At 54.8% G+C, this 25,454-nt stretch carries 19 protein-coding genes and 3 pseudogenes; 7 read left to right on the forward strand and 15 right to left on the reverse strand.

Translation table 11 applies throughout. The features are described from left to right. Positions 1 to 3 precede the first annotated feature (3 nt). Positions 4 to 432, forward strand: a complete 429-nt coding sequence (gene arsC, locus BMI79_RS11415; RefSeq protein WP_076942260.1) for a glutaredoxin-dependent arsenate reductase — start codon at positions 4 to 6, stop codon at positions 430 to 432. 66 nt (positions 433 to 498) lie between these two features. Here the strand turns inward: arsC and BMI79_RS11420 are convergent. The 13 genes and pseudogenes from BMI79_RS11420 to lrp all read right to left on the reverse strand — a co-directional run. Continuing rightward, positions 499 to 864, reverse strand: a pseudogene (locus tag BMI79_RS11420) (transposase); the annotation flags it as partial. Between the two features lie 132 nt (positions 865 to 996). Continuing rightward, positions 997 to 2,142, reverse strand: a complete 1,146-nt coding sequence (locus BMI79_RS11425) for an MFS transporter (protein WP_076942261.1) — start codon at positions 2,140 to 2,142, stop codon at positions 997 to 999. 120 nt (positions 2,143 to 2,262) lie between these two features. Beyond that, complete coding sequence (locus tag BMI79_RS11430) at positions 2,263 to 2,841, reverse strand: 4Fe-4S dicluster domain-containing protein (protein WP_125828785.1); 579 nt, start codon at positions 2,839 to 2,841, stop codon at positions 2,263 to 2,265. Continuing rightward, a complete protein-coding gene (dmsD, locus tag BMI79_RS11435) occupies positions 2,823 to 3,431 on the reverse strand; it encodes a Tat proofreading chaperone DmsD (RefSeq protein ID WP_076942263.1) in 609 nt (202 codons plus the stop codon). Before dmsD ends, BMI79_RS11430 begins: the two co-directional genes overlap by 19 nt. Positions 3,432 to 3,478: 47 nt before the next feature. Beyond that, positions 3,479 to 4,339, reverse strand: coding sequence for a DmsC/YnfH family molybdoenzyme membrane anchor subunit (locus BMI79_RS11440; protein WP_076942264.1), 861 nt, complete (start codon positions 4,337 to 4,339; stop codon positions 3,479 to 3,481). Position 4,340: 1 nt separating this feature from the next. Beyond that, positions 4,341 to 4,958 (reverse strand): DMSO/selenate family reductase complex B subunit, encoded by a 618-nt coding sequence (locus tag BMI79_RS11445; RefSeq protein WP_076942265.1) that lies wholly within the window; start codon positions 4,956 to 4,958, stop codon positions 4,341 to 4,343. Between the two features lie 10 nt (positions 4,959 to 4,968). Continuing rightward, positions 4,969 to 7,422, reverse strand: coding sequence for a dimethylsulfoxide reductase subunit A (gene dmsA / locus BMI79_RS11450; RefSeq protein WP_076942266.1), 2,454 nt, complete (start codon positions 7,420 to 7,422; stop codon positions 4,969 to 4,971). 338 nt (positions 7,423 to 7,760) lie between these two features. Continuing rightward, a complete protein-coding gene (gene serS, locus BMI79_RS11455; RefSeq protein WP_076942267.1) occupies positions 7,761 to 9,053 on the reverse strand; it encodes a serine--tRNA ligase in 1,293 nt (430 codons plus the stop codon). A 110-nt stretch (positions 9,054 to 9,163) separates the two neighbouring features. After that, positions 9,164 to 10,507: a replication-associated recombination protein A gene (locus BMI79_RS11460; RefSeq protein WP_076942268.1), complete on the reverse strand. Its 1,344-nt coding sequence runs from the start codon at positions 10,505 to 10,507 to the stop codon at positions 9,164 to 9,166. Positions 10,508 to 10,515: 8 nt separating this feature from the next. Beyond that, positions 10,516 to 11,127, reverse strand: coding sequence for an outer membrane lipoprotein periplasmic chaperone LolA (gene lolA, locus BMI79_RS11465; protein ID WP_076942269.1), 612 nt, complete (start codon positions 11,125 to 11,127; stop codon positions 10,516 to 10,518). A 200-nt stretch (positions 11,128 to 11,327) separates the two neighbouring features. Next, positions 11,328 to 13,898 (reverse strand): annotated as a pseudogene (locus tag BMI79_RS11470) (DNA translocase FtsK); the annotation flags it as partial. 75 nt (positions 13,899 to 13,973) lie between these two features. After that, positions 13,974 to 14,768, reverse strand: a pseudogene (locus BMI79_RS24585) (DNA translocase FtsK 4TM domain-containing protein); the annotation flags it as partial. A 120-nt stretch (positions 14,769 to 14,888) separates the two neighbouring features. Next, a complete protein-coding gene (lrp, locus tag BMI79_RS11475) occupies positions 14,889 to 15,383 on the reverse strand; it encodes a leucine-responsive transcriptional regulator Lrp (RefSeq protein ID WP_076942271.1) in 495 nt (164 codons plus the stop codon). 711 nt (positions 15,384 to 16,094) lie between these two features. Between lrp and trxB the strand changes: the two genes are divergently transcribed. The 5 genes from trxB (at position 16,095) to infA (ending at position 21,902) form a co-directional block, all read left to right on the forward strand. Further along, positions 16,095 to 17,066: a thioredoxin-disulfide reductase gene (gene trxB / locus BMI79_RS11480; protein WP_076942272.1), complete on the forward strand. Its 972-nt coding sequence runs from the start codon at positions 16,095 to 16,097 to the stop codon at positions 17,064 to 17,066. 249 nt (positions 17,067 to 17,315) lie between these two features. Further along, positions 17,316 to 19,082, forward strand: a complete 1,767-nt coding sequence (gene cydD / locus BMI79_RS11485; protein WP_076942273.1) for a heme ABC transporter permease/ATP-binding protein CydD — start codon at positions 17,316 to 17,318, stop codon at positions 19,080 to 19,082. A gap of 2 nt (positions 19,083 to 19,084) precedes the next feature. Next, entirely contained in the window at positions 19,085 to 20,821 is a 1,737-nt protein-coding gene (cydC, locus tag BMI79_RS11490; protein WP_076942274.1) for a heme ABC transporter ATP-binding protein/permease CydC, read from the forward strand. A gap of 30 nt (positions 20,822 to 20,851) precedes the next feature. Next, positions 20,852 to 21,577 carry a leucyl/phenylalanyl-tRNA--protein transferase gene (gene aat / locus BMI79_RS11495; RefSeq protein ID WP_076942275.1) on the forward strand — a complete coding sequence of 242 codons (726 nt, stop codon included), beginning with the start codon at positions 20,852 to 20,854 and terminating at the stop codon, positions 21,575 to 21,577. A gap of 106 nt (positions 21,578 to 21,683) precedes the next feature. Next, positions 21,684 to 21,902 (forward strand): translation initiation factor IF-1, encoded by a 219-nt coding sequence (infA, locus tag BMI79_RS11500; RefSeq protein ID WP_002211347.1) that lies wholly within the window; start codon positions 21,684 to 21,686, stop codon positions 21,900 to 21,902. Positions 21,903 to 22,103: 201 nt separating this feature from the next. On the opposite strand, the gene clpA is transcribed toward infA, so the two are convergent. Together clpA and clpS are read right to left on the reverse strand one after the other, a co-directional pair. After that, positions 22,104 to 24,383 carry an ATP-dependent Clp protease ATP-binding subunit ClpA gene (gene clpA, locus BMI79_RS11505; RefSeq protein ID WP_076942276.1) on the reverse strand — a complete coding sequence of 760 codons (2,280 nt, stop codon included), beginning with the start codon at positions 24,381 to 24,383 and terminating at the stop codon, positions 22,104 to 22,106. 169 nt (positions 24,384 to 24,552) lie between these two features. Then, a complete protein-coding gene (gene clpS / locus BMI79_RS11510; protein ID WP_076942277.1) occupies positions 24,553 to 24,873 on the reverse strand; it encodes an ATP-dependent Clp protease adapter ClpS in 321 nt (106 codons plus the stop codon). A gap of 345 nt (positions 24,874 to 25,218) precedes the next feature. Here clpS and cspD point away from each other — a divergent pair, with 345 nt between their 5' ends. Continuing rightward, a complete protein-coding gene (gene cspD / locus BMI79_RS11515) occupies positions 25,219 to 25,440 on the forward strand; it encodes a cold shock-like protein CspD (RefSeq protein ID WP_037393863.1) in 222 nt (73 codons plus the stop codon). Positions 25,441 to 25,454: the final 14 nt, after the last annotated feature.

The raw sequence follows: 25,454 nt of genomic DNA on the forward strand, positions 1-25,454 counted from the left end.
ACGATGAGCAATGTGGCTATTTATCATAATCCGGCTTGTGGAACATCGCGTAACACGCTGGAGTTAATTCGCAACAGTGGCACTGAACCCACGGTGATTCTGTATCTGGAAACACCGCCAAGTCGTGAGGTGCTAGTGAAACTGATCGCAGATATGGGGATCACGGTTCGTGCGTTATTGCGCAAGAATGTTGACCCTTATGAGCAGCTAGGGCTGGCAGAAGATAATTTCAGCGATGACCAGTTGATCGACTTCATGCTGCAGCACCCGATCCTGATCAACCGCCCGATAGTGGTCACGCCACTGGGGACCAAATTATGCCGGCCTTCTGAAGTAGTACTGGATATTTTGCCCGAGGCACAACGTGGCGCGTTCACCAAGGAAGATGGTGAACGCGTGGTGGATGCGCAAGGAAAACGTTTAGAGAAATAGAAAGATAACTCATGGAAGGCACGCGGTGTACTGCGTGCCTTGTATCGCTGAATAGGTTATTCGCTGTCAGCTAACCTTTGTAGCTGGGCCAACCCGACAGGGTCTGCCGATTGTTGAGGAACAATGGCGATCCGGGAAACCGTCAGTAATTCTGTGTAACTGCCAGTTCTGGATCAGCATACTCCATTTTTTCGACGCCGCCTGGATGGCCAGATAAATCACTTTTCTCACTGAGTCATCTGTCGAGAACACTTTACGTTTCTTTATCGCCTGACGGATCACGCTGTTCAGCGATTCGATGGCGTTGGTCGCGTAGGTCGCTTTGCGGATATCTGCGGGATAACCGAAGAACGTGTTGAGATTTTCCCAGTGACTACGCCAACTTTTGCTAATTTGCGGGTATTTCTCATCCCAAACACCAGCGAACTTGTCAGCGTCTATGCCTGGGCTCTGGCTACCAGAACCAGACGCGTCAGATCGAGGGCTGACAGTGCAGCTACCGCCTCAGCATGTTGATCCTGCTGTTTTTCCGCCCCAATGAGCGGCACGAGGTTCGCTGCGGCATCAGGCCGCCGCCAACGGGGTGTGGTGGTGGTCTGGTTTTTTCAACAGCATCAGCAGATAAATCAACGCCACTGCGGCGATCATTACAAACAGCAGACGATCGGAGTAATTTTGCATCAGCATAGAGGTCATTGACGGCCCGAGCAGGCTGCCGATGGTGTAACTCATCAGCAGCGCCTGATTCATCGCCACCAACTCATGCGGCAGCACTTTTTCACAGGCCCAGGACATAGCGACCGGATAAAGGGTAAAACCGGCACAGCCGAGAATAAACAGCGCAGGCGCCATGGCATAGTTCCCCAGCATCGCGATGCTGGCCAGGATCACCACAAACACCTGAATGCGCAGCACTAACAGCCTGCCATAGCGATCGGCCATCCGCCCTACCGGCCATTGGCCGACGATTCCCGAGCTGACCAGCAGCGCCATCCAATACCCTACGCTGGCATCGCTCATCCCCTGATGAGCCAGATAAAGCGGCATCAGGCCATAAAGCGAACCCAGTACTATTCCAGAAATAATGCAGCCATTGATCCCCAAACGCGCGCTGCGGCGCTTGAACATGGGCCACACGGCGATCTGCTGCGGTTCGTCATTCTGGTTGTTCACACGGGCAAACAGCATGGGCAGCATCGCCGCGATCACGATGGCCGTCACCCAGGGCAGCACGTTCAGTAATTCAGTGGATACCATGCTCAGCAACAGTTGCCCTGCGACGGTCCCCAGATAGTAAACCATCATATAGGCCGCCAGCAGTTGGCCACGGTTGCTCTGGTTACCGCTGCGCAACAGGGCACTTTCGACGATCACCCAGATCCACGCGCACCCTACCCCGGCAAAAAAACGCCAGCCTACCCAACTCCAGAAATCCAGCGACAGCGCCATACCGGCAGTGGCCACGGCAAAAACCAGGCAAGAAAAATGATAGCTCCTGGTAAAACCAATGTGCTTGATCAGTTTGCCCGCAATCAGCGTGCCCACCAGGTTGCCGGTAAAATAAGAAGAGCTGACGACGCCCACTTGCCAAGTTGACAATTGAGCATGAGTTAACCAAAGAGGGACCAGGGTATTTAAGACGGCAATGGAAACCGTGAGCAATAACAGACCGCAGAGCAACAACAGCACTGGGCGGGAATATACGGACATAATGAAATTGAAACCGAACGCGCTAAGAGAGTGCGCGCATCATGCCACTGGCGATAAAAAAGTCAATCAGTGGCTAAGTGATAACCGCACAATATGTTGGTGCGCCGTGCGCAACGCTGCTTATCCCTGCTCAGGCAAAGATTTTTCACCGAGCGGAGAAAGCGCAATATGGCCATGGAAGCAGGATAATTTACACAAGCCGCAGCCATTGCAACGCTCATTGTTACACTGCAATTGACGATCGCCGCTGGCAGAAACGCTGAAAGCCAACGCCTGCTGCGGGCAGTTAATCATGCACATTCGACAGCTGTCCTGCCGCCCAAGGCAGCTCAGGCTAATTTGCGGGCGCAACAACGTATCGCAAGGCATTTGCTCACGCAACGCCCCCGTTGGGCAGGCGGCGGTACATTTCTGGCAAGCGTCGCATTCGGTGAAATCGATGCTCAGCACCGCTTTGCCCTGTTCGATATGCAATAAACCATATGGGCAGCGGCTTACGCAGGCAGCACAGCCATCGCACAGCGCACCGAATAACGGTTCAGGCACGGCCTGGGGTGGGCAAGCCACCGCAGGCACGGCCAAAGACGGTTGTTCCGGCTGGCATTTTCGCCGCTCCATCCAGCCGGTCAGCAACCTGCGCCGGCTAGTGCCTTGCGGTGTGAGTTGCCGATCGTTCTTCATCAGTAATACAGTTCCCACTTAGCGATAGCTACCGGGCAATCTGCTGCCCAAGCGGCCAGCGTGACTTGCGCCAGTTGTGCCACTCCTTGGTAAAACGGATGCCCGGCGTGCTGCTGCAACAGTTCCAGGTAGCGTGGTGCCCAAGGCAGCAAATGCTCTGCCAGCAGCCCGCTCACCATGGCCTGCTGCTTTTCCTCTGCTAACCAGGCCGCCATCATCAGTAAAGTCCCGATATGGTCCTCTGGCTCATTGTGCTCGCGCTGGGCTTCGATACCGTTCACCCGCAGCCACTGGCGTAAACGCAGCGTCGAATCACCAAACAGCACGCTTTCTTTGTCGAGATATACCGATCCCCAAGGTGGTGCAGGTAAGGCATAAGGGCCAACGAACAGGCGTTGATAAGCCTCTGCCAGAGGCTCTGGTGGGTTATCCGCCAGCCCCTCGGCGATCAAGGCCGCAGCCTGCTGGCAGCCTTCATGCGGCCATTCCGCCGCCCATGTGGGATCCTGTAGCGTCGCCAGTAGTGGCTGGCACTCTTTGCTCTCTGGCGGTGCATACAGCAAAATACCCAGCACGCGGCCGGTTAACGCGATTTTTTCAAGCATCATCACTCTGGCTTCTCTAGGGGCGCAGCGCGCTGCGCCCAGGTTAAACGTCAGCCAGCCACGGCCATGCCAACGGTCATATGCAGGCCGTAGAACACACCACGGCCAATCAACTCACCGGCAAAGACTAACACAAAGCCCAAGGTCAACCCCATCACTCCCGCATTACCACGGCGCAACAGTGGATAAATCCAGCATCCCAACCCCAGTACCAGCAGCACCAGCCGCCAGACCATCAGTTGGCCGTATTGCGGGATCAATGCCGAAGCCTGCTGTACCGAGCTATTGATCGTCGCCAGTTCGCTGCCTTGCAGCAGCGCAGAGCAAAGGCTGAGCAACAATGCCAGCACGCTCAACATCACCAGTTGGTAACGCCCAGAAACCTCCAGCCCGGCAGCACGCAGCAACAATACCCCCAGCAGCGGCCCGCCGATCAGCACCGACAGGAAGAAGTTCAGCGTAGTGTAGCCATTATGCCAGGTGGGAACCGTATCGATCTGGTAGACGCGAGTCATGGCATAGACAAACAGCAAGCCCAGCACCATGGTCACTACCAGCCACGCTTTCCCCAACGACTGCGGCAGTTTTTTCAGCACCGCCAACAGCCAGTACAGGCCCCCTACCGCAAAGAACAGCGCACCGCTGGCAATTTCATTGCTCAGCGCCGAGTCGCCAATGCGATTCAACGAATTGAAGGCCCGCAGCGGCGTCCCCAAATGCAGCACCGAAGCGACAAACGCGATGCCCATCAGCAACCACAGGAAGAACATCGTGCCGTGGACCGCTTTACTCTGGCGATCGGTCAAATTCCCGGTGATCAGCGCCAGCCCCATGACTATCACGCCGCCCACCACAAACTGCCCTAATACGGTGAACACCATCAGCGGCCATTCATGCCATCCCATACCCATTTTAAACCTCCTTCGGATTGGCCAGATGGCCAGTAGTGTCACCACTTGGGCGGCTGTTGGCGTTCGGTTTCAGCACGATGCAGGGTTTGGTGAAATGGGCTGCCGGTAACGGAGCCACTTCCGCCAGGGTGCCATGCTGTTTACGCAGTTCATCGATCGGGCCAAAATCCAGTGCACGCAGCGGACAAGACTCCACGCACACCGGTTTTTTCCCTTCAGCCACGCGCTCGTAACAGCCATCACACTTGGTCATATGGCCTTTTTCCGCATTGTACTGTGGTGCGCCATACGGGCAGGCCATGTGACAATAGCGGCAACCGATACAAATCTCTTCATTCACCACGACCAAACCATCTTCCCGCTTATGCATCGCCCCGCTTGGGCACACTTTGGTACAGGCGGGGTCTTCGCAATGGTTACAGGCGATCGACAGATAATAGGCGAACACATTCTGGTGCCAGCTATCCCCATCCTGCTGCCAGTCACCGCCAGCATATTCATAGATACGGCGGAAGCTGACGTCCGGCGTCAGATTTTTATAGTCTTTACAGGCCAGCTCGCAGGTTTTGCAGCCGGTGCAACGACTTGAATCGATAAAGAATCCATATTGCGTAGTCATCAGCTACTCCTTACAGTTTGGCGACCTGCACCAGGTTGGTATGAGAAGGGTTCCCTTTGGCAAGCGGCGAAGGACGCTGGGTAGTCAGTACGTTAATACTGCCAGCGTGATCGATACGGCTGCCGTCTGGTGAATACCAGGCCCCCTCACCCAGCGCGACCACGCCTGGTAACATACGTGGCGTGACTTTGGCATTAATGCGCACCTCACCACGATCGTTATAAATGCGGATCAGGTCACCATTGCTGATTCCGCGAGCCTTCGCATCAATCGGGTTGATCCACATCTCCTGACGACAAGCCGCTTTCAGCACATCCACATTACCGTAGGTGGAGTGGGTGCGCGCTTTAAAGTGGAAACCGGTCATCTGCAGCGGATACTTGCTGCTCAGGGGATCGGCTGGGCTTTCAAAACCTGCGGCATAAATGGGCAATGGGTGTATTACATCGTCTTTTTCCAGTTCCCAGGTGGCCGCCAGCTTCGCCAGTTCAGCAGAGTAGATTTCGATCTTGCCGGATGGCGTGGTCAGCGGGTTAGCCTGCGGATCGGCACGGAACGCTTTGTATGCCACATGGTGGCCATCAGGATCGCGCTGTTTGAAGATCCCCTGCTGCAAGAATTGCTCATAGTCAGGCAACGCCGGGATTTTCTCGCGGGACTGCTGGTAAAGATGACGCAGCCACTCTTCCTGCGTCCGGCCTTCGGTGAACGCCTGCTCCACCCCCATGCGCCGAGCGATCTCGCTGGTCATGTCATAAATGTTTTTGCATTCAAAACGCGGTTTAATGGCCTGATCGGCAAAGATGACGTAGCCCATATTGCCGCTCGAGGCATCCAGACAGAAATCCCGCTGTTCAGAAGCGGTGCAATCCGGCAGCACCAGGTCTGCGTATTTCGCCGACGACGTCATGTGGTTATCGATCACCACAATCATTTCGCACTTCTTGTCGTCCTGCAGAATGTCGTGAGTCCGGTTGATTTCAGAGTGCTGGTTAACCAGGCAGTTACCGGCATAGTTCCAGATAAACTTGATTGGCACATCCAGCTTGTCTTTACCACGCACACCGTCGCGCTTGGCGGTCATTTCCGGCCCACGCAGGATGGCATCGGTCCACAGGAACATCGAGATGCTGGTTTTTACCGGGTTTTCCAAGGTTGGCATACGCACGAACGGTAGCCCGTAAGATCCTTCACGCGCTCCGCTGTTGCCGCCATTAATCCCTACGTTACCGGTCAGGATCGGCAACATGGCAATCGCACGCGAGGTCAACTCACCGTTAGACTGGCGCTGTGGCCCCCACCCCTGGCAGATATAAGCTGGCTTCACACTGCCGATTTCACGCGCCAGTTGGATGATGCGAGCGGCCGGAATACCGGTGATTTTTTCAGCCCAGGCAGGCGTTTTCGCCACGCCGTCCTCGCCCTGGCCCAGGATATACGCCTTGTAGTGCCCATTGGCCGGAGCGCCAGCTGGCAAGGTTTTCTCGTCGTAACCGACGCAGTATTTATCCAGGAAAGGCTGATCAACCAGATTCTCACTAATCAGCACGTGTGCTAATCCGGCGACCAGTGCCGCATCGGTACCAGGGCGGATGGGGATCCATTCATCTTCACGCCCGGCGGCGGTGTCGGTATAACGCGGATCGATAACAATCATGCGCGCATTCGAACGCTCACGCGCCTGTTCCAGCAGATAGGTGACACCACCGCCGCTCATTCGGGTTTCGCCAGGGTTATTACCGAACATCACCACCAGTTTGCTGTTTTCGATATCGGTCGGGCTGTTGCCATCGGCCCACCCCCCATAGGTATAGTTCAGGCCAGCGGCAATCTGGGCCGTGCTGTAGTCACCATAGTGGTTCAAATAGCCGCCGCAGCAGTTCATCAGGCGGGCAATCAGCGTAGCACCCGGCGGCCAGGAGCGGGTCATGGTGCCGCCCAGTGTCCCGGTGCCGTAGTTCAGGTAGATGGCTTCGTTACCATAGTCTTTGATGATGCGCTGCAGGTTATCGCTAATCAGCGTGAAGGCCTCATCCCAACTGATGCGTTTGAACTTGCCTTCACCACGTTTACCCACCCGCAGCATGGGGTATTTCAGACGATCGGGGTTGTATACACGGCGGCGCATTGAACGCCCACGCAGGCAAGCACGCACCTGATGTAGTTCTGCGTACTCATCGTTACCGGTGTTATCGGTTTCGACATATTTTATCTCACCGTCGGCAACATGCATCCGCAGTGGGCAACGGCTACCGCAGTTTACCGTGCAGGCGCTCCAGACTACTTTTTCATCGGGTTGTTTGGTGGCCGGGGTTGTTGGAGAGGTATCAGCTCCCACTTGGCGGCTGAACGGTAGGGAGATACCGCCGACAGCAAGCGCAAGGCCGCCGATGGCGCTACTCTTAACCAGTTTTCGTCGCGAGCACTGGAGGCCGGACAATGGTTTTTTTTCAGATTCGCTCATATTTGTTTCGCTCTGGGTTGCTTCAGTTAGCCAGTGGATTGGTAACAAGAGAACCTGCAATCAAAGTGTTACGACATTCCGAAAGCAGATCAGCTTCAAATGCGCAGGAAAAATCGTTTTTATTGTGGCCTGCGAACAGCGGAACTATCCTCCTAAAGAGGTAGTTTCGCTTTGTTCGCAATCAATAAATGGTTGATATAAATAACCTTATTGATAATGATTTTTATTTGATAATTTGTTGGATTAATGCAGGGAAATTTAATTGGGGATGCGTTTTACAACGTAGACGAAAAAAGCGCCCGCAGGCGCTTTTTAATGATGATGCTCGGAACTGATGGTTAACCGATATATTCCAAACCACCCATGTAAGGGCGTAATACTTCCGGCACCTGAATGCGGCCATCAGCCTGCTGATAGTTTTCCAGCACCGCCACCAGGGTACGGCCCACGGCTAAACCAGAACCGTTCAGCGTGTGTACCAAACGCGGCTTTTTCTCGGTTTTGCTGCGGCAACGCGCTTGCATACGGCGCGCCTGGAAATCCCACATATTGGAGCAGGAAGAGATCTCACGATAGGTATTCTGCGCCGGTAACCACACTTCCAGATCGTAGGTTTTGCATGCGCCAAAGCCCATATCGCCGGTACACAGCAGCACCTTACGATACGGCAGATTCAGCAACTGCAACACCTTCTCCGCATGGCCCGTCAGTTCTTCCAACGCGGCCATGGAGTCTTCCGGGCGCACAATCTGCACCATCTCAACTTTATCGAACTGGTGCATACGGATCAGGCCGCGCGTGTCGCGGCCGTAGGAACCGGCTTCAGAACGGAAACATGGCGTATGCGCCGTCATCTTCAGCGGCAAGTCTTCTTCGTCAAGAATCTCGTCACGCACCAGGTTGGTGACCGGGACTTCCGCAGTAGGGATAAGCGCATAGTTGCTGCTGTCTGATTCCTCTTCCAGCGGCTTGGTGTGGAACAAATCTTCACCAAACTTAGGCAACTGACCCGTGCCGTACAAGGTGGCATGGTTGACCAGATACGGTACGTAAGTTTCCAGGTAACCGTGTTTCTCGGTATGCAGATCCAGCATAAACTGCGACAGCGCACGGTGCATGCGGGCCATTTGCCCCTTCATCACCACAAAGCGCGAACCGGTCAGTTTTACCGCGGCGGCAAAATCCAGGCCGCCAGCCATTTCGCCCAGTTCGACGTGATCGCGCACGGCGAAATCGTATTGACGCGGCTCACCCCAGCGGCTGACTTCCAGATTCTCGCTGTCGTCTTTCCCGTTCGGTACGGCGTCGTCCGGCAGGTTTGGCAACGTCAGCGCATAATCACGGATCTCATTTTGCAGCTTATCCAGTTCGGCTTTAGCGGCATCCAGCTTTTCACCCAGTTCGTTCACTTCGCGACGCAGCGGCTCGATATCTTCACCACGCGCTTTGGCTGCGCCGATGGATTTCGATCGGGAATTACGTTCTGCCTGCAGCGTTTCGGTTTCTACCTGCAGAACTTTACGGCGCTCTTCTTGCGAACGCAGCAGGTCCAAATCGAGTTTAAAGCCTCTGCGAGCCAGTTTTACGGCGACTGCGTCTAGCTCATTACGCAGCAAATTGGGATCGAGCATGCTAATCCTGTGCTTGTTGTTATTGAAAGAGAAATTGTTGTTTCATGCGGCGAAGTTAAAGCCGCACAAAAAGAAGAGTGATACCCGTTAACCTTACCGCAACGGCAACGCTAGCGGTAGCGTTTTGTCTGGCTATTTTGATCCTGCTCAGCGAGCCATGCCAACTTTTCACCGATTTTACCTTCCAGCCCGCGCGAGGTCGGATGATAGTAGCGCGTAGCCGCCATTTCTGGAGGGAAATAACTCTCGCCAGCCGCATAGGCATTGGGTTCGTCGTGAGCATAACGATACTCCGCTCCTAAGCCCATTTCTTTCATCAGCTTGGTCGGCGCGTTGCGTAAATGCTCCGGCACATCGTAATCCGCCCCCTCTTTGGCATCACGAATTGCCGCTTTAAATGCGGTGTAAACAGCGTTACTTTTCGGCGCACAGGCCAGGTAAACAATCGCCTGGGCGATGGCGCGTTCGCCTTCCGCCGGCCCGACGCGGGTGAAACAGTCCCAGGCCGCGATCGCCACCTGCATAGCGCGAGGATCGGCGTTGCCGACATCTTCAGACGCAATCGCCAACAAGCGGCGCGCCACATAGAGCGGATCGCCCCCCGCGGTAATGATACGCGCGTACCAGTACAGCGCCGCATCCGGTGCTGAACCACGTACCGACTTATGCAGCGCAGAGATAAGATCGTAATAGCGGTCACCTTTGTTGTCGAAGCGTGCACTGCGCTCACCAGAGACCTCTTTCAACAATTCCGGCGTTAATACCCGCATTCCCTGCGCATCGATCTCCGCCATATCGGCCATCATTTCCAGGCTGTTCAAAGCCCGACGGGCATCGCCCCCCACAAGCTCTGACAACATACGCTTGGTTTCTGCTGGCAAGACAACATTCTGCCCGCCAAAACCGCGGCTGTTATCCTGCATGGCCTGCTCCAGCACCTGGCAGATGTCTTCGGCGGTAAGCGCTTTCAGCAGATAGACACGAGCGCGGGATAACAAGGCCGAATTGAGCTCAAAAGAGGGGTTTTCCGTGGTCGCACCGATAAAGGTGATGGTGCCGTCTTCGATATGCGGTAAGAAGGCATCCTGCTGGCTTTTGTTGAAACGGTGCGCTTCGTCGACAAACAAAATGGTGCGGCGCCCGGCATCGCGATTTTGCCGCGCACGTTCGATCGCCTCGCGGATTTCCTTAATGCCGGAAGTCACCGCGGAGATCCGCTCGACGTCTGCCTGACCATAGCGGCCAATCAGCTCTGCCAGCGTCGTTTTCCCGGTTCCCGGTGGGCCCCACAGGATCATCGAGTGCAGTTGCCCGGCTTCGATCGCCCGTGGCAAAGGCTTACCCACTGCCAGCAAATGCTGCTGGCCGATGTACTGTGCAAGCGTTGTTGGCCGCATACGCGCGGCCAAGGGTTGAAATTCATTGTGGGAAAAATCGAGCGACAGATTACTCACGCAGACCTCTACTTCCGCTGGTCGTCCAGCGTCACTCCCTTCGGCGGGGTAAATTTGAATTTGGCGGCATCAACGCTGCTGTTCTGCTGGCTTTTTAGCTGATAATCACTGCGTTGGCCGTCTTGTTCAACCGCGGTAAAACTCTTGATCGTACCGCTGTTGGTTACCGTGATGGCAAACTGCTTCAAATTGCCGCTGCTGGCTTTTGGCGTCAGCTCAAAATCATCGCCTTTTTGCTTAACATGGTACTGCTTCCAATCGTTGGCATTATTGCGAGTAATCAGCATAAACGGCGTATTGCCAGTGGCATTTTTCAGCCAGGTAGCGGTTACCTGCTCAACAAACGGGTTGTAGAACCACAGGGTTTCGCCGTCGGAAACCAGCACGCTCTCATCCGGAGAAGTCATATGCCAGTTAAACAGGTTCGGGCGTTTGACCCACAGTTCACCTTCCCCTTGCTGCACCGCAGCGCCGTCGCCGCTGGTCACCGACTGGGAGAAACTGGCGTGGAAACTGTTCACTTTCGCCAGGCGACTTTGCAGATCCTGAGCGGCATCCGCCAGCACGGATGTGGAGGCAAACCCCGAAAGCAGACAACAGGCAACTAACAGTTTTTTCATTATTCCAAGCACCTTATGAAATACATTTACCGCAAGGCAACACCGTGCGGATCAAATAACCTTCAACGCTCACCACTGTACCTGAAGCCCTGAACGGGCTGCCAGAACAATACGCCAAGAAATTGCTGGGTTTACGCTTCTTTGCACAAGGGCCGCAAAAGCGGCCCTTTATTTATTTCTACGTGGCTAAAGAACGGCCATCAATCATGGCGCGGCGGAGCCAAGACTTCACGGTTACCGTTATGGCCTTGCTCACTGACGATCCCCTGCGCTTCCATCTGTTCAATGATACGCGCAGCGCGGTTATAGCCGATGCGGAACTGGCGCTGTACGCCAGAGATAGAGGCGCGGCGTTTATCCACCACAAACTCCACGGCCTGATCGAACAGCGGATCCAGCTCTTCATCACCGTCCAAGCTGCCCCCGGTACCGCCTTCACCCTCGTCACCACCGCTGAGGATTCCTTCTTTGTACTGTGGCCGTTCACGCGCTTTCCAATCTTTCACCACGGCGTGCACTTCCTGATCGCGAACAAAAGCGCCGTGCACACGCACCGGAATGGAGGAGTTTGGTGCCAAATACAGCATATCCCCCATCCCCAGCAAAGATTCTGCGCCGCTCTGATCGAGAATGGTACGGGAATCGATCTTGCTGGAAACGGTGAAGGCGATACGCGTTGGAATGTTCGCTTTGATCAAGCCGGTAATCACATCCACCGATGGACGCTGCGTTGCCAATACCAGGTGGATACCCGCAGCACGCGCTTTCTGTGCCAAACGGGCGATCAACTCTTCCACCTTCTTGCCGACCGTCATGATCAGATCGGCAAACTCATCCACCATCACCACGATGTAGGGTTCTTTTTCCAGCATCGGCATCACAGTACCCATGCCGTCACTCGGCTTCCAGAATGGATCCGGGATCGGCCTGCCCATGGCTTCAGCCTGATCGACCCGTTCGTTGTAACCCGCCAGATTGCGCACACCCAGTGCAGACATCAGCTTGTAGCGACGTTCCATCTCGGCAACACACCAACGCAGCGCATTAGCCGCGTCTTTCATGTCGGTGACCACATCGGTCAGCAGATGCGGAATACCTTCATAGACCGACAGCTCCAGCATTTTCGGGTCGATCATGATAAAGCGCACTTCTTTCGGCGTGGCTTTAAACAAAATACTCAGGATCATGGCGTTGACCCCAACCGACTTACCGGAGCCGGTGGTGCCAGCTACCAACAGGTGCGGCATTTTTCCCAGATCGGCCACTACCGGCTGGCCTGAAATATCCTTACCCAATACGATCGCCAGCGGCGATGGATTATCGCGGAACGCCGGGCAGTCCAGCACTTCACGCAGATACACGGTCTGGCGCTTGGCGTTTGGCAACTCAATCCCTACATAAGGTTTACCAGGGATCACCTCAACCACACGCACCGCCGAGGTTGAAAGCGAGCGTGCCAGATCGCGTGACAGGTTGGAAATACGTGCAGCCTTGACGCCTGGGGCCAGATCCAGTTCGAAACGCGTAATCACCGGGCCAGGCAGAATATCGACAACGTCAGCCTTAACCCGGTAATCCGCTAGGCTGGCTTCCACCAAACGGGCCTTCTGCTCCAGCTCGAAAGAATCGATCGGCGCCACCTCTTTCGGAGCTTCAGCCAGCAGATCCAGCGTTGGCAAAGGCGTTGTTGGCTTCTGCAATGGCTGATCGTTACGCATCAGGAAAGGATGGATCAGGCTGTCCATCGCTGGCGCAGCAGGTTGCGGCTGTGCAGGTGGCTGATAAGGCTGTTGCGCTTGGTAAGCAGGTACTGGCGGAGTTTGAGGTCGCGGTGCCTGATAAGCAGGCGCTTCTGGCTCAAACTGGCCGAAAGGCACGTCGTCTTCCTGTTCACTTTGCAGCTCAATACGTTCTTCGAGCTGCGGTGACAGGGTGAATAATGGCTCGGTTGGGCCATCATCGACTAAATCTGCCATCGGCGAGAAGCTGAAGGCCTTACTGGTGTCCACTGGGCGTGACAGGGGAGCAGGTTCAGGCTCAATATGCTCTTCACCATAACGCTCCTGTTGCTGTTGCGCAAAAGCCTGGCCCAGTGCCGCTTCCTGCAAGGCACTTTCATCATCATGCTGATATTCTTCGCCATAGCGCTGGCTTTGCTGTTCGGCAAATGCCTGACGTAACGCGGCTTCCTGCTGCGCCTCATCATCCGGCGACTGACTGGTTGGCGGGAGTGGCTCTTCACTACGATGGCGCAGCTCTTGCTCTGCCAGACGTTGTGAAGGCAGTTTGATCCCGTAAGAGGCCAGCTCACGCCGGGTTGGAATACGCACCGGGTTCGGGCGCGGTAATTCCGGGCCGATGCCTTGCTTGATCTGAGAGCTGCTATCGCTGGTGGCGGTAAATGCCGGCATAAAGGTGTGAGTTGCAGCGCCTGCGGCGGTTGTCGTACCGCCGGATGGTTTCACAGCCCCAAAGGCCGGCACATCATCGCGGCTACTGAACCCGGTTGAACCACTGAAATCGACCTGATCGCGCTGTGCGGCAGAAAAGTCAAACGGCGACGTCTCATGTTGCGGCGTGACGGATGCGTTCCAATCCCCCAAGCGCGGTTCTTTCTCATCCTGATAAGGATCAATCTGACGTTTGGTTCTTGGCGCAGGCGTTTCTTCCGGGAGCTCAAATGAATACAGCGGTGGCGTACTTTGCTCTGGCGCAGGGCTCAACGGATGCTGATTGACCGAAGCGGGTGCGGCAGGTGCCACCGTCACCGCAGCCGGAGTGGTGGCCTGTACATTGACCCGCGCATACTCAGGTTCAACTGAGGGGGACTCATCATCAATATCAATGGCACGCAAGCCGCTCAGCAATGGATCGCTATTATCTTGTTGGGCTATTTCAGTCACAGAAGGGGCAGAAAACAGCACATCATCATCCGCCACTGCCGCTGATACTACAGTTGTGCCCTTGCTATCTGGCTCTGGCTCCTCAAACTGCTCATCCTCATCGTAATAGCGCTCATCACGGCGCGAACGATTGGTCATAAAGGTGAGAGTTCCCAGTACCACTCCACCGATTTTTTCAGCAATCACCAACCAGGACCAGCCGGTGAACAGCGTTAAACCCACCGCCCAAATGCACAACAGCGCCAAGGTAGCGCCAATGCCATTGAACCACGGCAGCATGGCACTGCTCAGCAAGCTGCCAATCACGCCACCGGAGGCAAAATAATAGAGATCGTCAACATTCAACGCCGCCAGGCCGCACGAGGTCAGCACCAGTGCCAAGGTGCCAATCAGACGCAGCGACAGCGCAAAGTAATCGATGTAATCATGGTCGCCACGCTGGCGGAACCCAGCCCAGCAAAAAATGATCATGATCGGTGGTATCGTATAGGCGAGTACCCCGAAGGTGAAGAACAACGTATCAGCCAACCAAGCGCCAACACTGCCGCCCAGATTGTGGATAGGCTCGTGCCATGCGGTTTGCGACCAACTGGGGTCAGAAGGATTGAAACTGACCAATGCGGCCATGAGGTAAACGGCAAAAATCGCTACCACGATCGACAAAGCCTCAAGCAAACGCTGCCCGCTGCTGAGCCTTCTTAGGGTAACTTCTTTATCTTCTGTGTATTCCTGGCTCAAGAAAGGCTCTCCAGGTTCCTGTTAGCTGGCATAGTAACAGCGCCGAGAGGCTTCCTCGGCGCCGAAACTGTATGGATAAACAGGAGTATAACGAACTTTATCAGGTTTTGCACCTGTGCCTTACCGTGTTTTGATAACCAGACGGTTACTCTGTTTCACTTCTTCCATCACAACGTAAGTACGGGTGTCATTCACTCCCGGCAAACGCAGCAGAGTTTCGCCCAGCAACTTACGGTAAGCCGACATATCGGGTACGCGGGTCTTCAACAGGTAGTCGAAATCACCGGAAACCAAATGACACTCCTGAATTTCTTCAAGCTTCTGTACGGCTGCGTTGAATTGCTCAAACACATCTGGCGCACCGCGGTTCAGCGTGATTTCCACGAAAACCAGCAGGGAAGCATCCAGATAATGCGGGTTGAGCAATGCGGTATAACCATGGATAAAACCCTGGCGCTCTAGACGGCGCACACGTTCTAAACATGGCGTTGGGGATAACCCCACGCGCTTCGAAAGCTCGACGTTCGAAATTCGCCCATCCTTTTGCAACTCATTGAGGATGTTACGATCGATACGGTCAAGATCTTTACCCGGGCGTTTTTTGTTGTCTGCCATTATTATTGTCTCTCTTATGTTCTTCCCTGCACTTGCCACACCCTAGCCAACGTCAATGTGCAAGGGCTTGTTCCAAGCGAAGACCCGATGTCTTTGATAAGCGGTTTTCCCCTGAGGCAGAGGATATTTCTGTCATGCCAACCGCCGTACAGCTTCCTTCATTACCACCTGCCGCCGTTGTACAGCCTGTCTGTCAACCCTATACAACGAATGCAAATGGTGCTCACAACAGAAGAGAATTCACCACCATAGAGCCAAAGCCGCCCTCACCTGCAGCAATGATGTGATACGCTGCTTGTTCGGCATAAATACATACGATTTACTACCGGTGCGGGGATAATTTCTTCTTCCTATGATGTTTTCGCAAATGCGCAGCGGATTGTCAAAGTAAAAGAAGTAAAATCAGAAGAACGTACCGTGGAGAAAACCGAGCACCTCATTTTCATTTAGGAATATCCGTGTGAAAAACCCTAGAAATTAGCTGCATAAACCCAACAAAAATGCCACTTTTCGTGCATTTCTGCGCAATTTCCCCATACGTGTTGATTGATGAAATTGTAGTGTTTGTTGCTTGAAGGTGTGGAGGTATGGCCATTAATCAGGATTGGCTATCAGACAAATTGTTAACAACGTTGCCAGATGCTTTTTTTACTGCTTCATTTTCCCTACAATCGCTACCACTGTCCGCCATAGTGGAAAAAGAGGTCATTCATGGGTACGGCTAAACATAGCAAATTACTGATTCTGGGTTCCGGCCCGGCTGGTTACACCGCAGCTGTTTATGCAGCGCGCGCAAACCTGAATCCGGTGCTGATCACCGGCATGGAACAAGGGGGTCAGTTGACCACCACGACCGACGTTGAAAACTGGCCTGGGGATGCCGAGGGGCTGACTGGCCCGGCGTTGATGGATCGTATGCGCGAGCATGCTGAGAAATTCGAGACTGAAATCGTCTTTGATCATATCAACAGCGTCGATTTACAGAACCGCCCTTTCCGCCTGTCTGGCGACAGCGGCGAATACACCTGTGACGCCCTGATCATCGCAACCGGTGCCTCTGCCCGCTATCTCGGTTTGCCAACGGAAGAAGCCTTCAAGGGTAAAGGGGTGTCCGCCTGTGCGACCTGTGATGGTTTCTTCTACCGTAATCAGAAAGTCGCCGTCGTCGGTGGGGGCAACACCGCGGTGGAAGAAGCGCTGTATCTCTCCAACATCGCGTCTGAAGTGCACCTGATTCATCGCCGTGACAGCTTCCGTTCAGAAAAAATCCTGATTAACCGTTTGATGGATAAAGTGAAGAACGGCAACATCGTTCTGCACACCGACCGCACTCTGGACGAAGTGCTCGGCGATCAAATGGGTGTCACCGGGGTGCGTATCCGCAGCACCAAAGAGAGCAACGCGGTTGAAGAGTTGGCCGTTGCTGGCGTGTTTATCGCGATCGGCCACAGCCCGAACACCACCATCTTCGGTGGTCAGCTTGAGCTGGAAAATGGCTACATCAAGGTGCAGTCTGGCATTCACGGCAACGCCACCCAGACCAGCATTCCTGGCGTGTTTGCCGCTGGCGATGTCATGGATCACATCTACCGCCAGGCGATTACGTCCGCCGGTACCGGCTGTATGGCCGCCCTGGATGCCGAACGCTATCTTGATGGAATCGCCCAGTCTAACGCGTCGTAAATCCTCATTTTCGTTCAATCAAGGCGGCTTATTGGCCGCCTTATTTATCTGCAGCACATCTCTCATCCCCCTAAGCATAACCAAAAATCTGCCGCAGCTGGCACGACGAAAGGGAGATTTATTTTCAGTCTATCGAGTGACGAGGTAACATTAGCACTCACTTGTTTCGCTTCAGGTCGAGGCAAACACTTTTTTAACAATAAGTTAACCTGACCTGTTGCGACAGGCATCGGCGACGCAGACTACCTGATGAAAAAAACCAGACAATACCAATTAACCCGTTGGCTCAAAACCCAGAGCGCACTGGCGCAACGCTGGCTGCGTCTTTCTATGCTGCTTGGCCTGTTCAGCGGCATATTGATTGTCGCCCAAGCCTGGCTGTTGGCCTCCCTGCTTCATGCTCTGATTATCGAACATCAACCGCGTGCTGAACTTGTTTCCTCGTTTATCTGGCTGCTTGCCACCTTTGCGCTGCGGGCGTTGCTCAGCTGGTTGCGCGAGCGCGTCGGGTTTATCTGCGGGCAGGTGATCCGCCAGCGCATGCGGGTGCAGGTGCTGGATAAGCTGCAGCGGCTCGGCCCGGCCTGGATCCAGGGGAAACCCGCCGGTAGCTGGGCCAGTATCATCGTTGAACAGATTGAAGATATGCAGGATTACTATGCCCGCTATCTGCCGCAGATGTATCTGGCCGTCTTTATCCCGTTGCTGATCCTGATCACCGTCTTCCCGATCAACTGGGCTGCCGGGTTGATCCTGCTGGCCACCGCTCCGCTGATCCCGCTGTTTATGGCGCTGGTCGGCATGGGAGCGGCAGATGCCAACCGCCGTAATTTTGTCGCATTGGCACGCCTGAGCGGCAATTTCCTCGATCGCCTGCGTGGGTTGGATACACTGCGGCTGTTTAACCGTGGGCGGGCGGAAACGGAACAGATTGCCAAATCCTCGGAAGATTTCCGCCAACGCACCATGGAAGTGCTGCGTATGGCCTTCCTCTCTTCTGCAGTACTGGAGTTTTTTGCTTCCATCTCCATCGCCGTAGTGGCGGTCTATTTTGGTTTCTCCTATCTCGGCGAACTGAATTTCGGCAGCTATGGCACCGGAGTGACGCTGTTTGCCGGTTTCCTGGTGCTGATCCTCGCGCCGGAATTCTTCCAGCCGCTGCGCGATTTGGGGGCGTTCTACCATGCCAAGGCACAGGCCGTGGGCGCTGCTGAAGCGTTAGAAGCCTTTCTGGCAGAGGAAGGTGAACAGATGGGAAATGGCACTCAGGTACTGGATAACGAGGTCCCACTGACGTTACACGCGCGGGATCTGGAGATTCTCTCCCCCAATGGCGCATTGCTGGCCGGGCCGCTGACGTTTACCCTGCCCGCCAATCAGCGTATTGCGCTGGTTGGGCTGAGCGGTGCCGGGAAAAGCTCGCTGCTGAATCTGCTGCTCGGCTTCCTGCCCTACCGTGGCTCCTTGCTGGTTAACGGAACAGAACTGCGTGAGCTGGCAGCGGCAAACTGGCGCCAACAGCTCGGCTGGGTGGGGCAAAACCCACATCTGCCAGCCCCCACGCTACGGGATAATATTCTGCTTGGCTACCCCGAAGCCAGCGAAGAGCAGCTACGGCAAGCGGTTGAACAGGCCTATGTCAGCGAATTTTTGCCGCATCTGCCAAACGGGCTGGAAACCGAGCTGGGCGATAGCGCCGCGCGCCTCTCCGTCGGGCAAGCGCAGCGCGTGGCCGTAGCACGTGCGCTGATCAGCCCGCGTCGCCTGCTGCTGCTGGACGAGCCTGCCGCCAGTCTGGATGCCCACAGTGAACGCTGGGTCATGCAGGCATTGAATCGTGCTTCACATCAGCAGACCACCTTACTGGTGACGCACCAGTTGGAAGATACCGAAGATTACGACCAGATTTGGGTGATGGACAACGGGCAAATCGTACAGTGCGGCAACTATGCCACGCTCAGTTCGCAACCCGGCCTATTCGCTAATCTGATCGCACACCGCAGCGGGGAGCTATAACTATGGGCGTTTTATTGCCATTCCTGGCGTTGTACCGCAGGCACAGCGTCCTGATTGGCCTGGGGATTATCCTGGCGATCGTCACTTTGCTGGCCAGTATCGGCCTGCTGGCGCTTTCCGGCTGGTTCCTGGCCGCCTCTTCGCTGGCCGGGTTGGCCGGTCTATATACTTTCAACTACATGTTACCCGCGGCGGGCGTGCGCGGAGCGGCGATCTTCCGCACGGCGGGGCGCTATGCGGAACGCGTTGTCAGCCATGATGCGACGTTCCGCGTGCTATCACACTTGCGGGTATTTACCTTCAAGAAGATCTTGCCACTGTCGCCCGGTGGTATTGCCCGTTTTCGCCAGGCTGAACTGCTGAACCGGCTGGTGGCCGATGTCGATACGCTCGATCACCTGTATCTGCGCGTGATTTCACCCCTAGTCAGCGCGGCGGTGGTGATTATGGTGGTGACTTTTGGCCTGAGTTGGCTGGATGGCCCGTTGGCTTTCACCTTGGGTGGCATTCTGCTGCTGTTGCTGCTGTTGCTACCCCCGGTGTTCTATTACGCAGGCAAGCCGATAGGCGGTGAATTAACCGCATTGCGCAGCCAGTACCGCACCGATCTGGCCTCTTGGCTGCAAGGGCAGGCTGAACTGGTGATTTTTGGTGCGTTGGACGCTTTTCGCACCAGATTAAATGCCACGGAACAGCGCTGGCAACAGCGTCAGTGGCAACAGGCTTCGCTGGGCGGCATCGCCCAAGCACTCACGATTCTTGCCAGTGGTTTTACCGTCACGCTGCTGCTTTGGCTGGCGGCAGCCGGTATCGGTGGTGATAGCCAACCGGGGGCGCTGATTGCCCTGTTTGCCTTTGCCGCACTGGCCTCTTTTGAAGCTATGATGCCAGTTGCTGCCGCTTTCCAGCATCTGGGCCAGGTGATCGCTTCCGCCACGCGAGTCAAGCAGATTATCGATCAGCAACCGGAGGCTATTTTCCCTGACACGGGGCCAGCAGCACAGCCCGACGTAACGCTGAACCTGCACGATCTCTCTTTCACTTATCCAGGGCAGCCGCTCCCGGTGCTTCATGACGTGACATTGACTATTGCCGCCGGTGAACACATCGCGCTGCTGGGGCGAACCGGCTGTGGTAAATCCACCCTGCTACAGTTGCTGACGCGCGCCTGGAATGCCAACAGCGGCGAGATTCAGCTCAATGGGCAACCGCTGAACGCCTATGATGAAGCGACGCTGCGCGCCATGACTGCCGTCGTTAGCCAGCGGGTGCATATCTTCAGCAATACGCTGCGTGAAAACCTGCGCCTCGCTGCGCCGCAGGCAAGCGACGAAATACTGAAAAACGTGCTGCAACAGGTTGGATTGGACAAACTGCTGGAAAACGAAGGCTTGAATGCCTGGCTAGGCGAAGGTGGCCGCCAGCTTTCCGGCGGTGAACAGCGCCGTCTAGGGATTGCCCGCGCGTTGTTGCACCAGGCTCCGCTGCTGCTGCTTGATGAACCGACCGAAGGGTTGGATGCCGAAACCGAGCAGCAGATTCTGGCTCTGCTACGCCAGCATTGCCGCGGCAAAACGCTGATTCTGGTGACCCATCGCCTGTATGGGTTGGAACATTTCGATCGCATCTGTGTGATGGACGGCGGCCAGATCGTGGAACAGGGCCATCATGCTGTCCTGATGCAACAATCAGGTCGTTATGCCCAATTCCGCCAGCGGATCAACAATATCTCGCTGTAAAACGGCCTGTAGGCAACGCTGAGGAGTTCTATGCGCATTGTTAAGCTGTCACCGCAATCATTAGCGTTCCCCTCACCAGAGGGCGCTCTGCGCGATCCTAACGGCCTGTTGGCAATCGGTGGCGATCTCACGCCTTCACGCCTGCTGGCCGCCTATGAGCGCGGCATTTTCCCTTGGTACTCACCGGGGGAAGCGATTTTATGGTGGTCGCCCGATCCGCGTGCCGTTATGTTTCCCGCTGAGCACCACGTCAGCCGCAGCCTTAAACGCTTCCTGCGCGCCAATCCTTTCAGGATCACTCTGAATCAGGATTTTGCTGCGGTGATTGCTGCCTGCGCATACCGCCCAGACGAAGGAACCTGGATCGGCCCCGAAGTGCAGCAAGCTTATTTACAGTTGCACCAGCAGGGCCACGCCCACTCCGTTGAGGTATGGCAGGAAGATAAGCTGGTTGGCGGCCTGTACGGTGTCGCCCAGGGAGCGCTGTTTTGCGGCGAATCCATGTTCAGCCGCACCACCAATGCCTCAAAATGTGCCTTGATGGCATTTTGCCGTCATTTTGCCGCTTATGGCGGGGAATTGGTTGACTGTCAGGTGCTTAACGCTCACACTGCCTCGCTGGGAGCCAAAGAAATTCCCCGCCGCCAATTTTTGCAGTTGCTGAGTCACCTCCAACGCAGGGTTTTAGCGCCGGAATGCTGGCAATCACAAGTGATACCCCCACATCCGGTTGAACCGCCCTCCCCAACAAACTAATTTTGCGGAAACGGTGCATTGTTTACCGACACTTCTTTACATAATGTGGGTTTTTCGGCATTATCTTGCCGGTTAAAAACTAAGGTAGTTACACCTAGAGGATTCGATGGCCAAAGAAGACAATATTGAAATGCAGGGCACCGTTCTTGATACGCTGCCAAACACCATGTTCCGCGTTGAATTGGAAAACGGGCACGTGGTAACCGCTCATATCTCCGGTAAAATGCGTAAAAACTATATCCGCATCCTGACGGGTGACAAAGTCACTGTAGAGCTGACCCCGTACGACCTGAGCAAAGGCCGCATTGTCTTCCGTAGCCGTTAATCGGCTCACCCGTTGCCAACTTTTGGCAACATTGAGGATGTGATCCCTCAGGAGCCCTTTCCGTTTACCCCCGCACAACGTTCAACACCGAGTTGCACCGGCGCGAGTAAACTGAGAGGGCTCAATCATTTCTGTTGCGCGTGAATTCACGCATAAAAAAAGCGATGCCGAAGCATCGCTTTTTCATTACCAGGTTAGCGCTTAATGCACCGCACCTTCATCGGCTTTACGCATTGCAGCGCTGAGGAAGTGGTAGGTCAGCTGTTTCTTGTCTTTATCCAGCTCGACCTTCACCGAACCACCGTCGACCAGCGAGCCAAACAGCAGTTCGTTGGCCAGCGGTTTCTTCAGGTTTTCCTGCATCACGCGCGCCATTGGGCGAGCCCCCATCGCACGGTCATAGCCTTTCACTGACAGCCAGTCACGCGCTTCGTCGCTCACTTCCAGCGACACGCCCTTGGCATCCAGTTGTGCCTGCAGTTCAACGATAAACTTGTCGACAACCTGCTGGATCACCGCCGGAGACAGATGGTTGAACCAGATGATGTTATCCAGACGGTTACGGAATTCTGGCGTGAACACTTTCTTGATCTCTTCCATCGCGTCAATACTGTTGTCCTGCTCGATCAGGCCAATCGATTTACGTTCTGTTTCACGCACCCCGGCGTTGGTGGTCATCACCAGAATAACGTTACGGAAATCTGCCTTGCGGCCGTTGTTATCGGTCAGGGTACCGTTGTCCATGACCTGCAACAGCAGGTTGAACACGTCCGGGTGCGCCTTCTCGATCTCGTCCAGCAATACCACCGCATGCGGATGCTTGATCACCGCATCGGTCAGCAGCCCCCCCTGATCGTAACCTACATAGCCTGGAGGTGCGCCAATCAGGCGGCTAACGGTATGGCGCTCCATATACTCGGACATATCAAACCGCAGCAGCTCGATATCCAGCGCTTTCGCCAGTTGCACCGTGACTTCGGTTTTCCCGACGCCGGTCGGCCCGGCAAACAGGAAGGAACCCACCGGTTTGCGATCCTGGCCTAACCCCGCACGGCTCATCTTGATTGCCTCGGTCAAGGCTTCAATCGCCGGATCCTGGCCAAACACCAGCATTTTCAGGCGATCGCCCAGGTTCTTCAGCACGTCACGATCGCTGGCAGAGACGGTTTTTTCCGGGATACGCGCAATGCGTGCAACCACAGACTCAATATCCGCCACGTTAACGGTTTTCTTGCGCTTGCTGATCGGCATTAACCGGCTGCGCGCGCCCGCTTCGTCAATCACGTCAATGGCCTTATCCGGCAGATGGCGATCGTTGATATATTTCACCGACAGCTCAACCGCAGCGCGGATCGCCTTGGCGGTATAACGCACGTCATGGTGCGCTTCATATTTGGTTTTCAGACCGTTGATGATCTGAATGGTCTCTTCCGGCGTCGGCTCAGTAATATCAATTTTCTGGAAGCGACGTGCCAAAGCGCGGTCTTTTTCGAAAATATTGCTGAACTCCTGATAGGTAGTAGAACCGATCACCCGGATCTTGCCGCTCGACAGCAGCGGTTTAATCAGGTTGGCGGCATCCACCTGCCCACCGGAAGCCGCACCGGCACCGATGATGGTGTGAATCTCATCAATGAACAGAATGCTGTTCTGATCCTGCTCCAACTGCTTCAGCAGCGCCTTGAAGCGTTTCTCAAAATCGCCACGGTATTTAGTACCTGCCAGCAGTGAACCAATATCTAGCGAGTACAGCGTGCAGTCAGCCATCACTTCCGGCACGTCGCCCTGCACGATACGCCAGGCCAGCCCTTCGGCAATTGCAGTTTTACCCACGCCGGATTCCCCCACCAGCAGCGGGTTGTTTTTACGGCGGCGGCACAGCACTTGAATAGTACGCTCCAGCTCACGATCGCGGCCAATCAACGGATCGATACCGCCCACACGCGCCAGTTGGTTCAGGTTGGTGGTGAAGTTTTCCATACGGTCTTCCCCTCCAGACTGCTCTTCGTTTACCGGGTTCTCCGCATTCGGAGCCTGGCCCGGCTCATCTTTACGCGTACCATGTGAAATGAAGTTCACCACGTCCAAACGGCTGACGTCGTGTTTACGCAGCAGGTAAGCCGCCTGCGACTCCTGTTCGCTGAAGATCGCCACCAGCACGTTGGCACCGCTGACTTCGCTACGGCCAGAAGACTGCACGTGGAATACCGCACGTTGCAGCACGCGCTGGAAGCTGAGCGTCGGCTGAGTGTCGCGCTCTTCTTCGCTGGCAGGCAGCGTAGGCGTTGTTTGTTCAATAAAGGCTTCCAGTTCCTGACGCAACGCCGCCAGATCCACCGTACATGCCTCAAGCGCTTCGCGCGCGGCAGGGTTGCTGAGCAGGGCCAGCAACAGGTGCTCCACGGTCATAAACTCATGTCTGTGCTCACGCGCTCTGGCGAAAGCCATGTTGAGACTGAGTTCCAGTTCTTGATTGAGCATAGGCACCTCCCAAATAGATTACCTTTAAGCCTGTTCACCAGACTATCTTACTTGCCACTTTGCGCTAGGGCTACGTTCGCCTTTTCACGCACTGCGTATACGTTCTGGGCTACGCGTTGTCGACACCCAAACTGGCGGTACCGATAACGCCTATTGAATCAGACTCCATTCAGGCTTTCTCCAACGTACAAAGCAACGGATGCTCATGCTCCCTGGCGTAACGATTCACATGGACGACCTTGGTTTCCGCCACCTCGGCGGTGAAAACACCGCAGATCGCCCTACCTCGATAGTGAACCGTAAGCATCAGTTGTGTTGCACGTTCAATATCATAAGAAAAGAACTTTTGCAGCACGTCAATCACAAATTCCATCGGTGTGTAATCATCGTTGTTAAGTATAACTTTATACATTGATGGCGGTTTTACCGCATCGATTTGTTTTTCTTCAGCCAAGTGTTCAAAATTTAGCCAATCATTACTCTTACCCATCGCTGTTCATCTTCTCTGCTATACCCCCATATATCGGGGCACGTTTGGGTTATCCAAAGGGAGTATTGCTACTATTTTACCATCTTCATGGCAAACGCGCCGCAGCAGAAAGTTGGTAAAACGGCCCCGGTTTTTTGCACAATTTGTTACCAAACAATGTCAATAGCGTTAACTGCTTCAAACTTTGGCGAACTGCCCGGCACTGTCAAAAGCCGATCCCTTGACGTGATGATCATTTGCTCTAGAGTGTAATTTCGTGAGTTGCTGGTCTTTTGACCACCCCAAACTCACCAGAATCAGTTATTCATCTCACCTAAAATATTGCGTTGCGAGGGATGTAGAAGCATGGAGACGGGTACTGTTAAATGGTTCAACAACGCCAAAGGTTTCGGTTTTATCTGTCCTGAAGGCGGCGGCGAAGATATCTTCGCTCATTATTCAACAATCAAAATGGATGGCTACAGAACGCTCAAAGCAGGCCAGCAAGTCAGGTTTGACGTTCATCAAGGGCCGAAAGGGAACCATGCGAGCCTTATTATGCCGCTGGAAAGCGAGGCACTGGCCTAGACGCTCCCTCAAAG

The organism is Serratia oryzae, from assembly GCF_001976145.1.
GTDB classification, from domain to species: domain Bacteria; phylum Pseudomonadota; class Gammaproteobacteria; order Enterobacterales; family Enterobacteriaceae; genus Chania; species Chania oryzae.

Bases quoted from the DNA above. Each gene is read 5' to 3' on its own strand.
- serS (WP_076942267.1), bottom strand. From the start codon at position 9,053: ATGCTCGATCCCAATTTGCTGCGTAATGAGCTAGACGCAGTCGCCGTA.
- clpS (WP_076942277.1), bottom strand. From the start codon at position 24,873: ATGGGTAAGAGTAATGATTGGCTAAATTTTGAACACTTGGCTGAAGAA.
- infA (WP_002211347.1), top strand. From the start codon at position 21,684: ATGGCCAAAGAAGACAATATTGAAATGCAGGGCACCGTTCTTGATACG.
- aat (WP_076942275.1), top strand. From the start codon at position 20,852: ATGCGCATTGTTAAGCTGTCACCGCAATCATTAGCGTTCCCCTCACCA.
- BMI79_RS11425 (WP_076942261.1), bottom strand. From the start codon at position 2,142: ATGTCCGTATATTCCCGCCCAGTGCTGTTGTTGCTCTGCGGTCTGTTA.
- lrp (WP_076942271.1), bottom strand. From the start codon at position 15,383: ATGGCAGACAACAAAAAACGCCCGGGTAAAGATCTTGACCGTATCGAT.
- trxB (WP_076942272.1), top strand. From the start codon at position 16,095: ATGGGTACGGCTAAACATAGCAAATTACTGATTCTGGGTTCCGGCCCG.
- cydC (WP_076942274.1), top strand. From the start codon at position 19,085: ATGGGCGTTTTATTGCCATTCCTGGCGTTGTACCGCAGGCACAGCGTC.
- cydD (WP_076942273.1), top strand. From the start codon at position 17,316: ATGAAAAAAACCAGACAATACCAATTAACCCGTTGGCTCAAAACCCAG.
- BMI79_RS11440 (WP_076942264.1), bottom strand. From the start codon at position 4,339: ATGGGTATGGGATGGCATGAATGGCCGCTGATGGTGTTCACCGTATTA.
- dmsA (WP_076942266.1), bottom strand. From the start codon at position 7,422: ATGAGCGAATCTGAAAAAAAACCATTGTCCGGCCTCCAGTGCTCGCGA.
- clpA (WP_076942276.1), bottom strand. From the start codon at position 24,383: ATGCTCAATCAAGAACTGGAACTCAGTCTCAACATGGCTTTCGCCAGA.
- dmsD (WP_076942263.1), bottom strand. From the start codon at position 3,431: ATGATGCTTGAAAAAATCGCGTTAACCGGCCGCGTGCTGGGTATTTTG.
- cspD (WP_037393863.1), top strand. From the start codon at position 25,219: ATGGAGACGGGTACTGTTAAATGGTTCAACAACGCCAAAGGTTTCGGT.
- arsC (WP_076942260.1), top strand. From the start codon at position 4: ATGAGCAATGTGGCTATTTATCATAATCCGGCTTGTGGAACATCGCGT.
- BMI79_RS11445 (WP_076942265.1), bottom strand. From the start codon at position 4,958: ATGACTACGCAATATGGATTCTTTATCGATTCAAGTCGTTGCACCGGC.
- lolA (WP_076942269.1), bottom strand. From the start codon at position 11,127: ATGAAAAAACTGTTAGTTGCCTGTTGTCTGCTTTCGGGGTTTGCCTCC.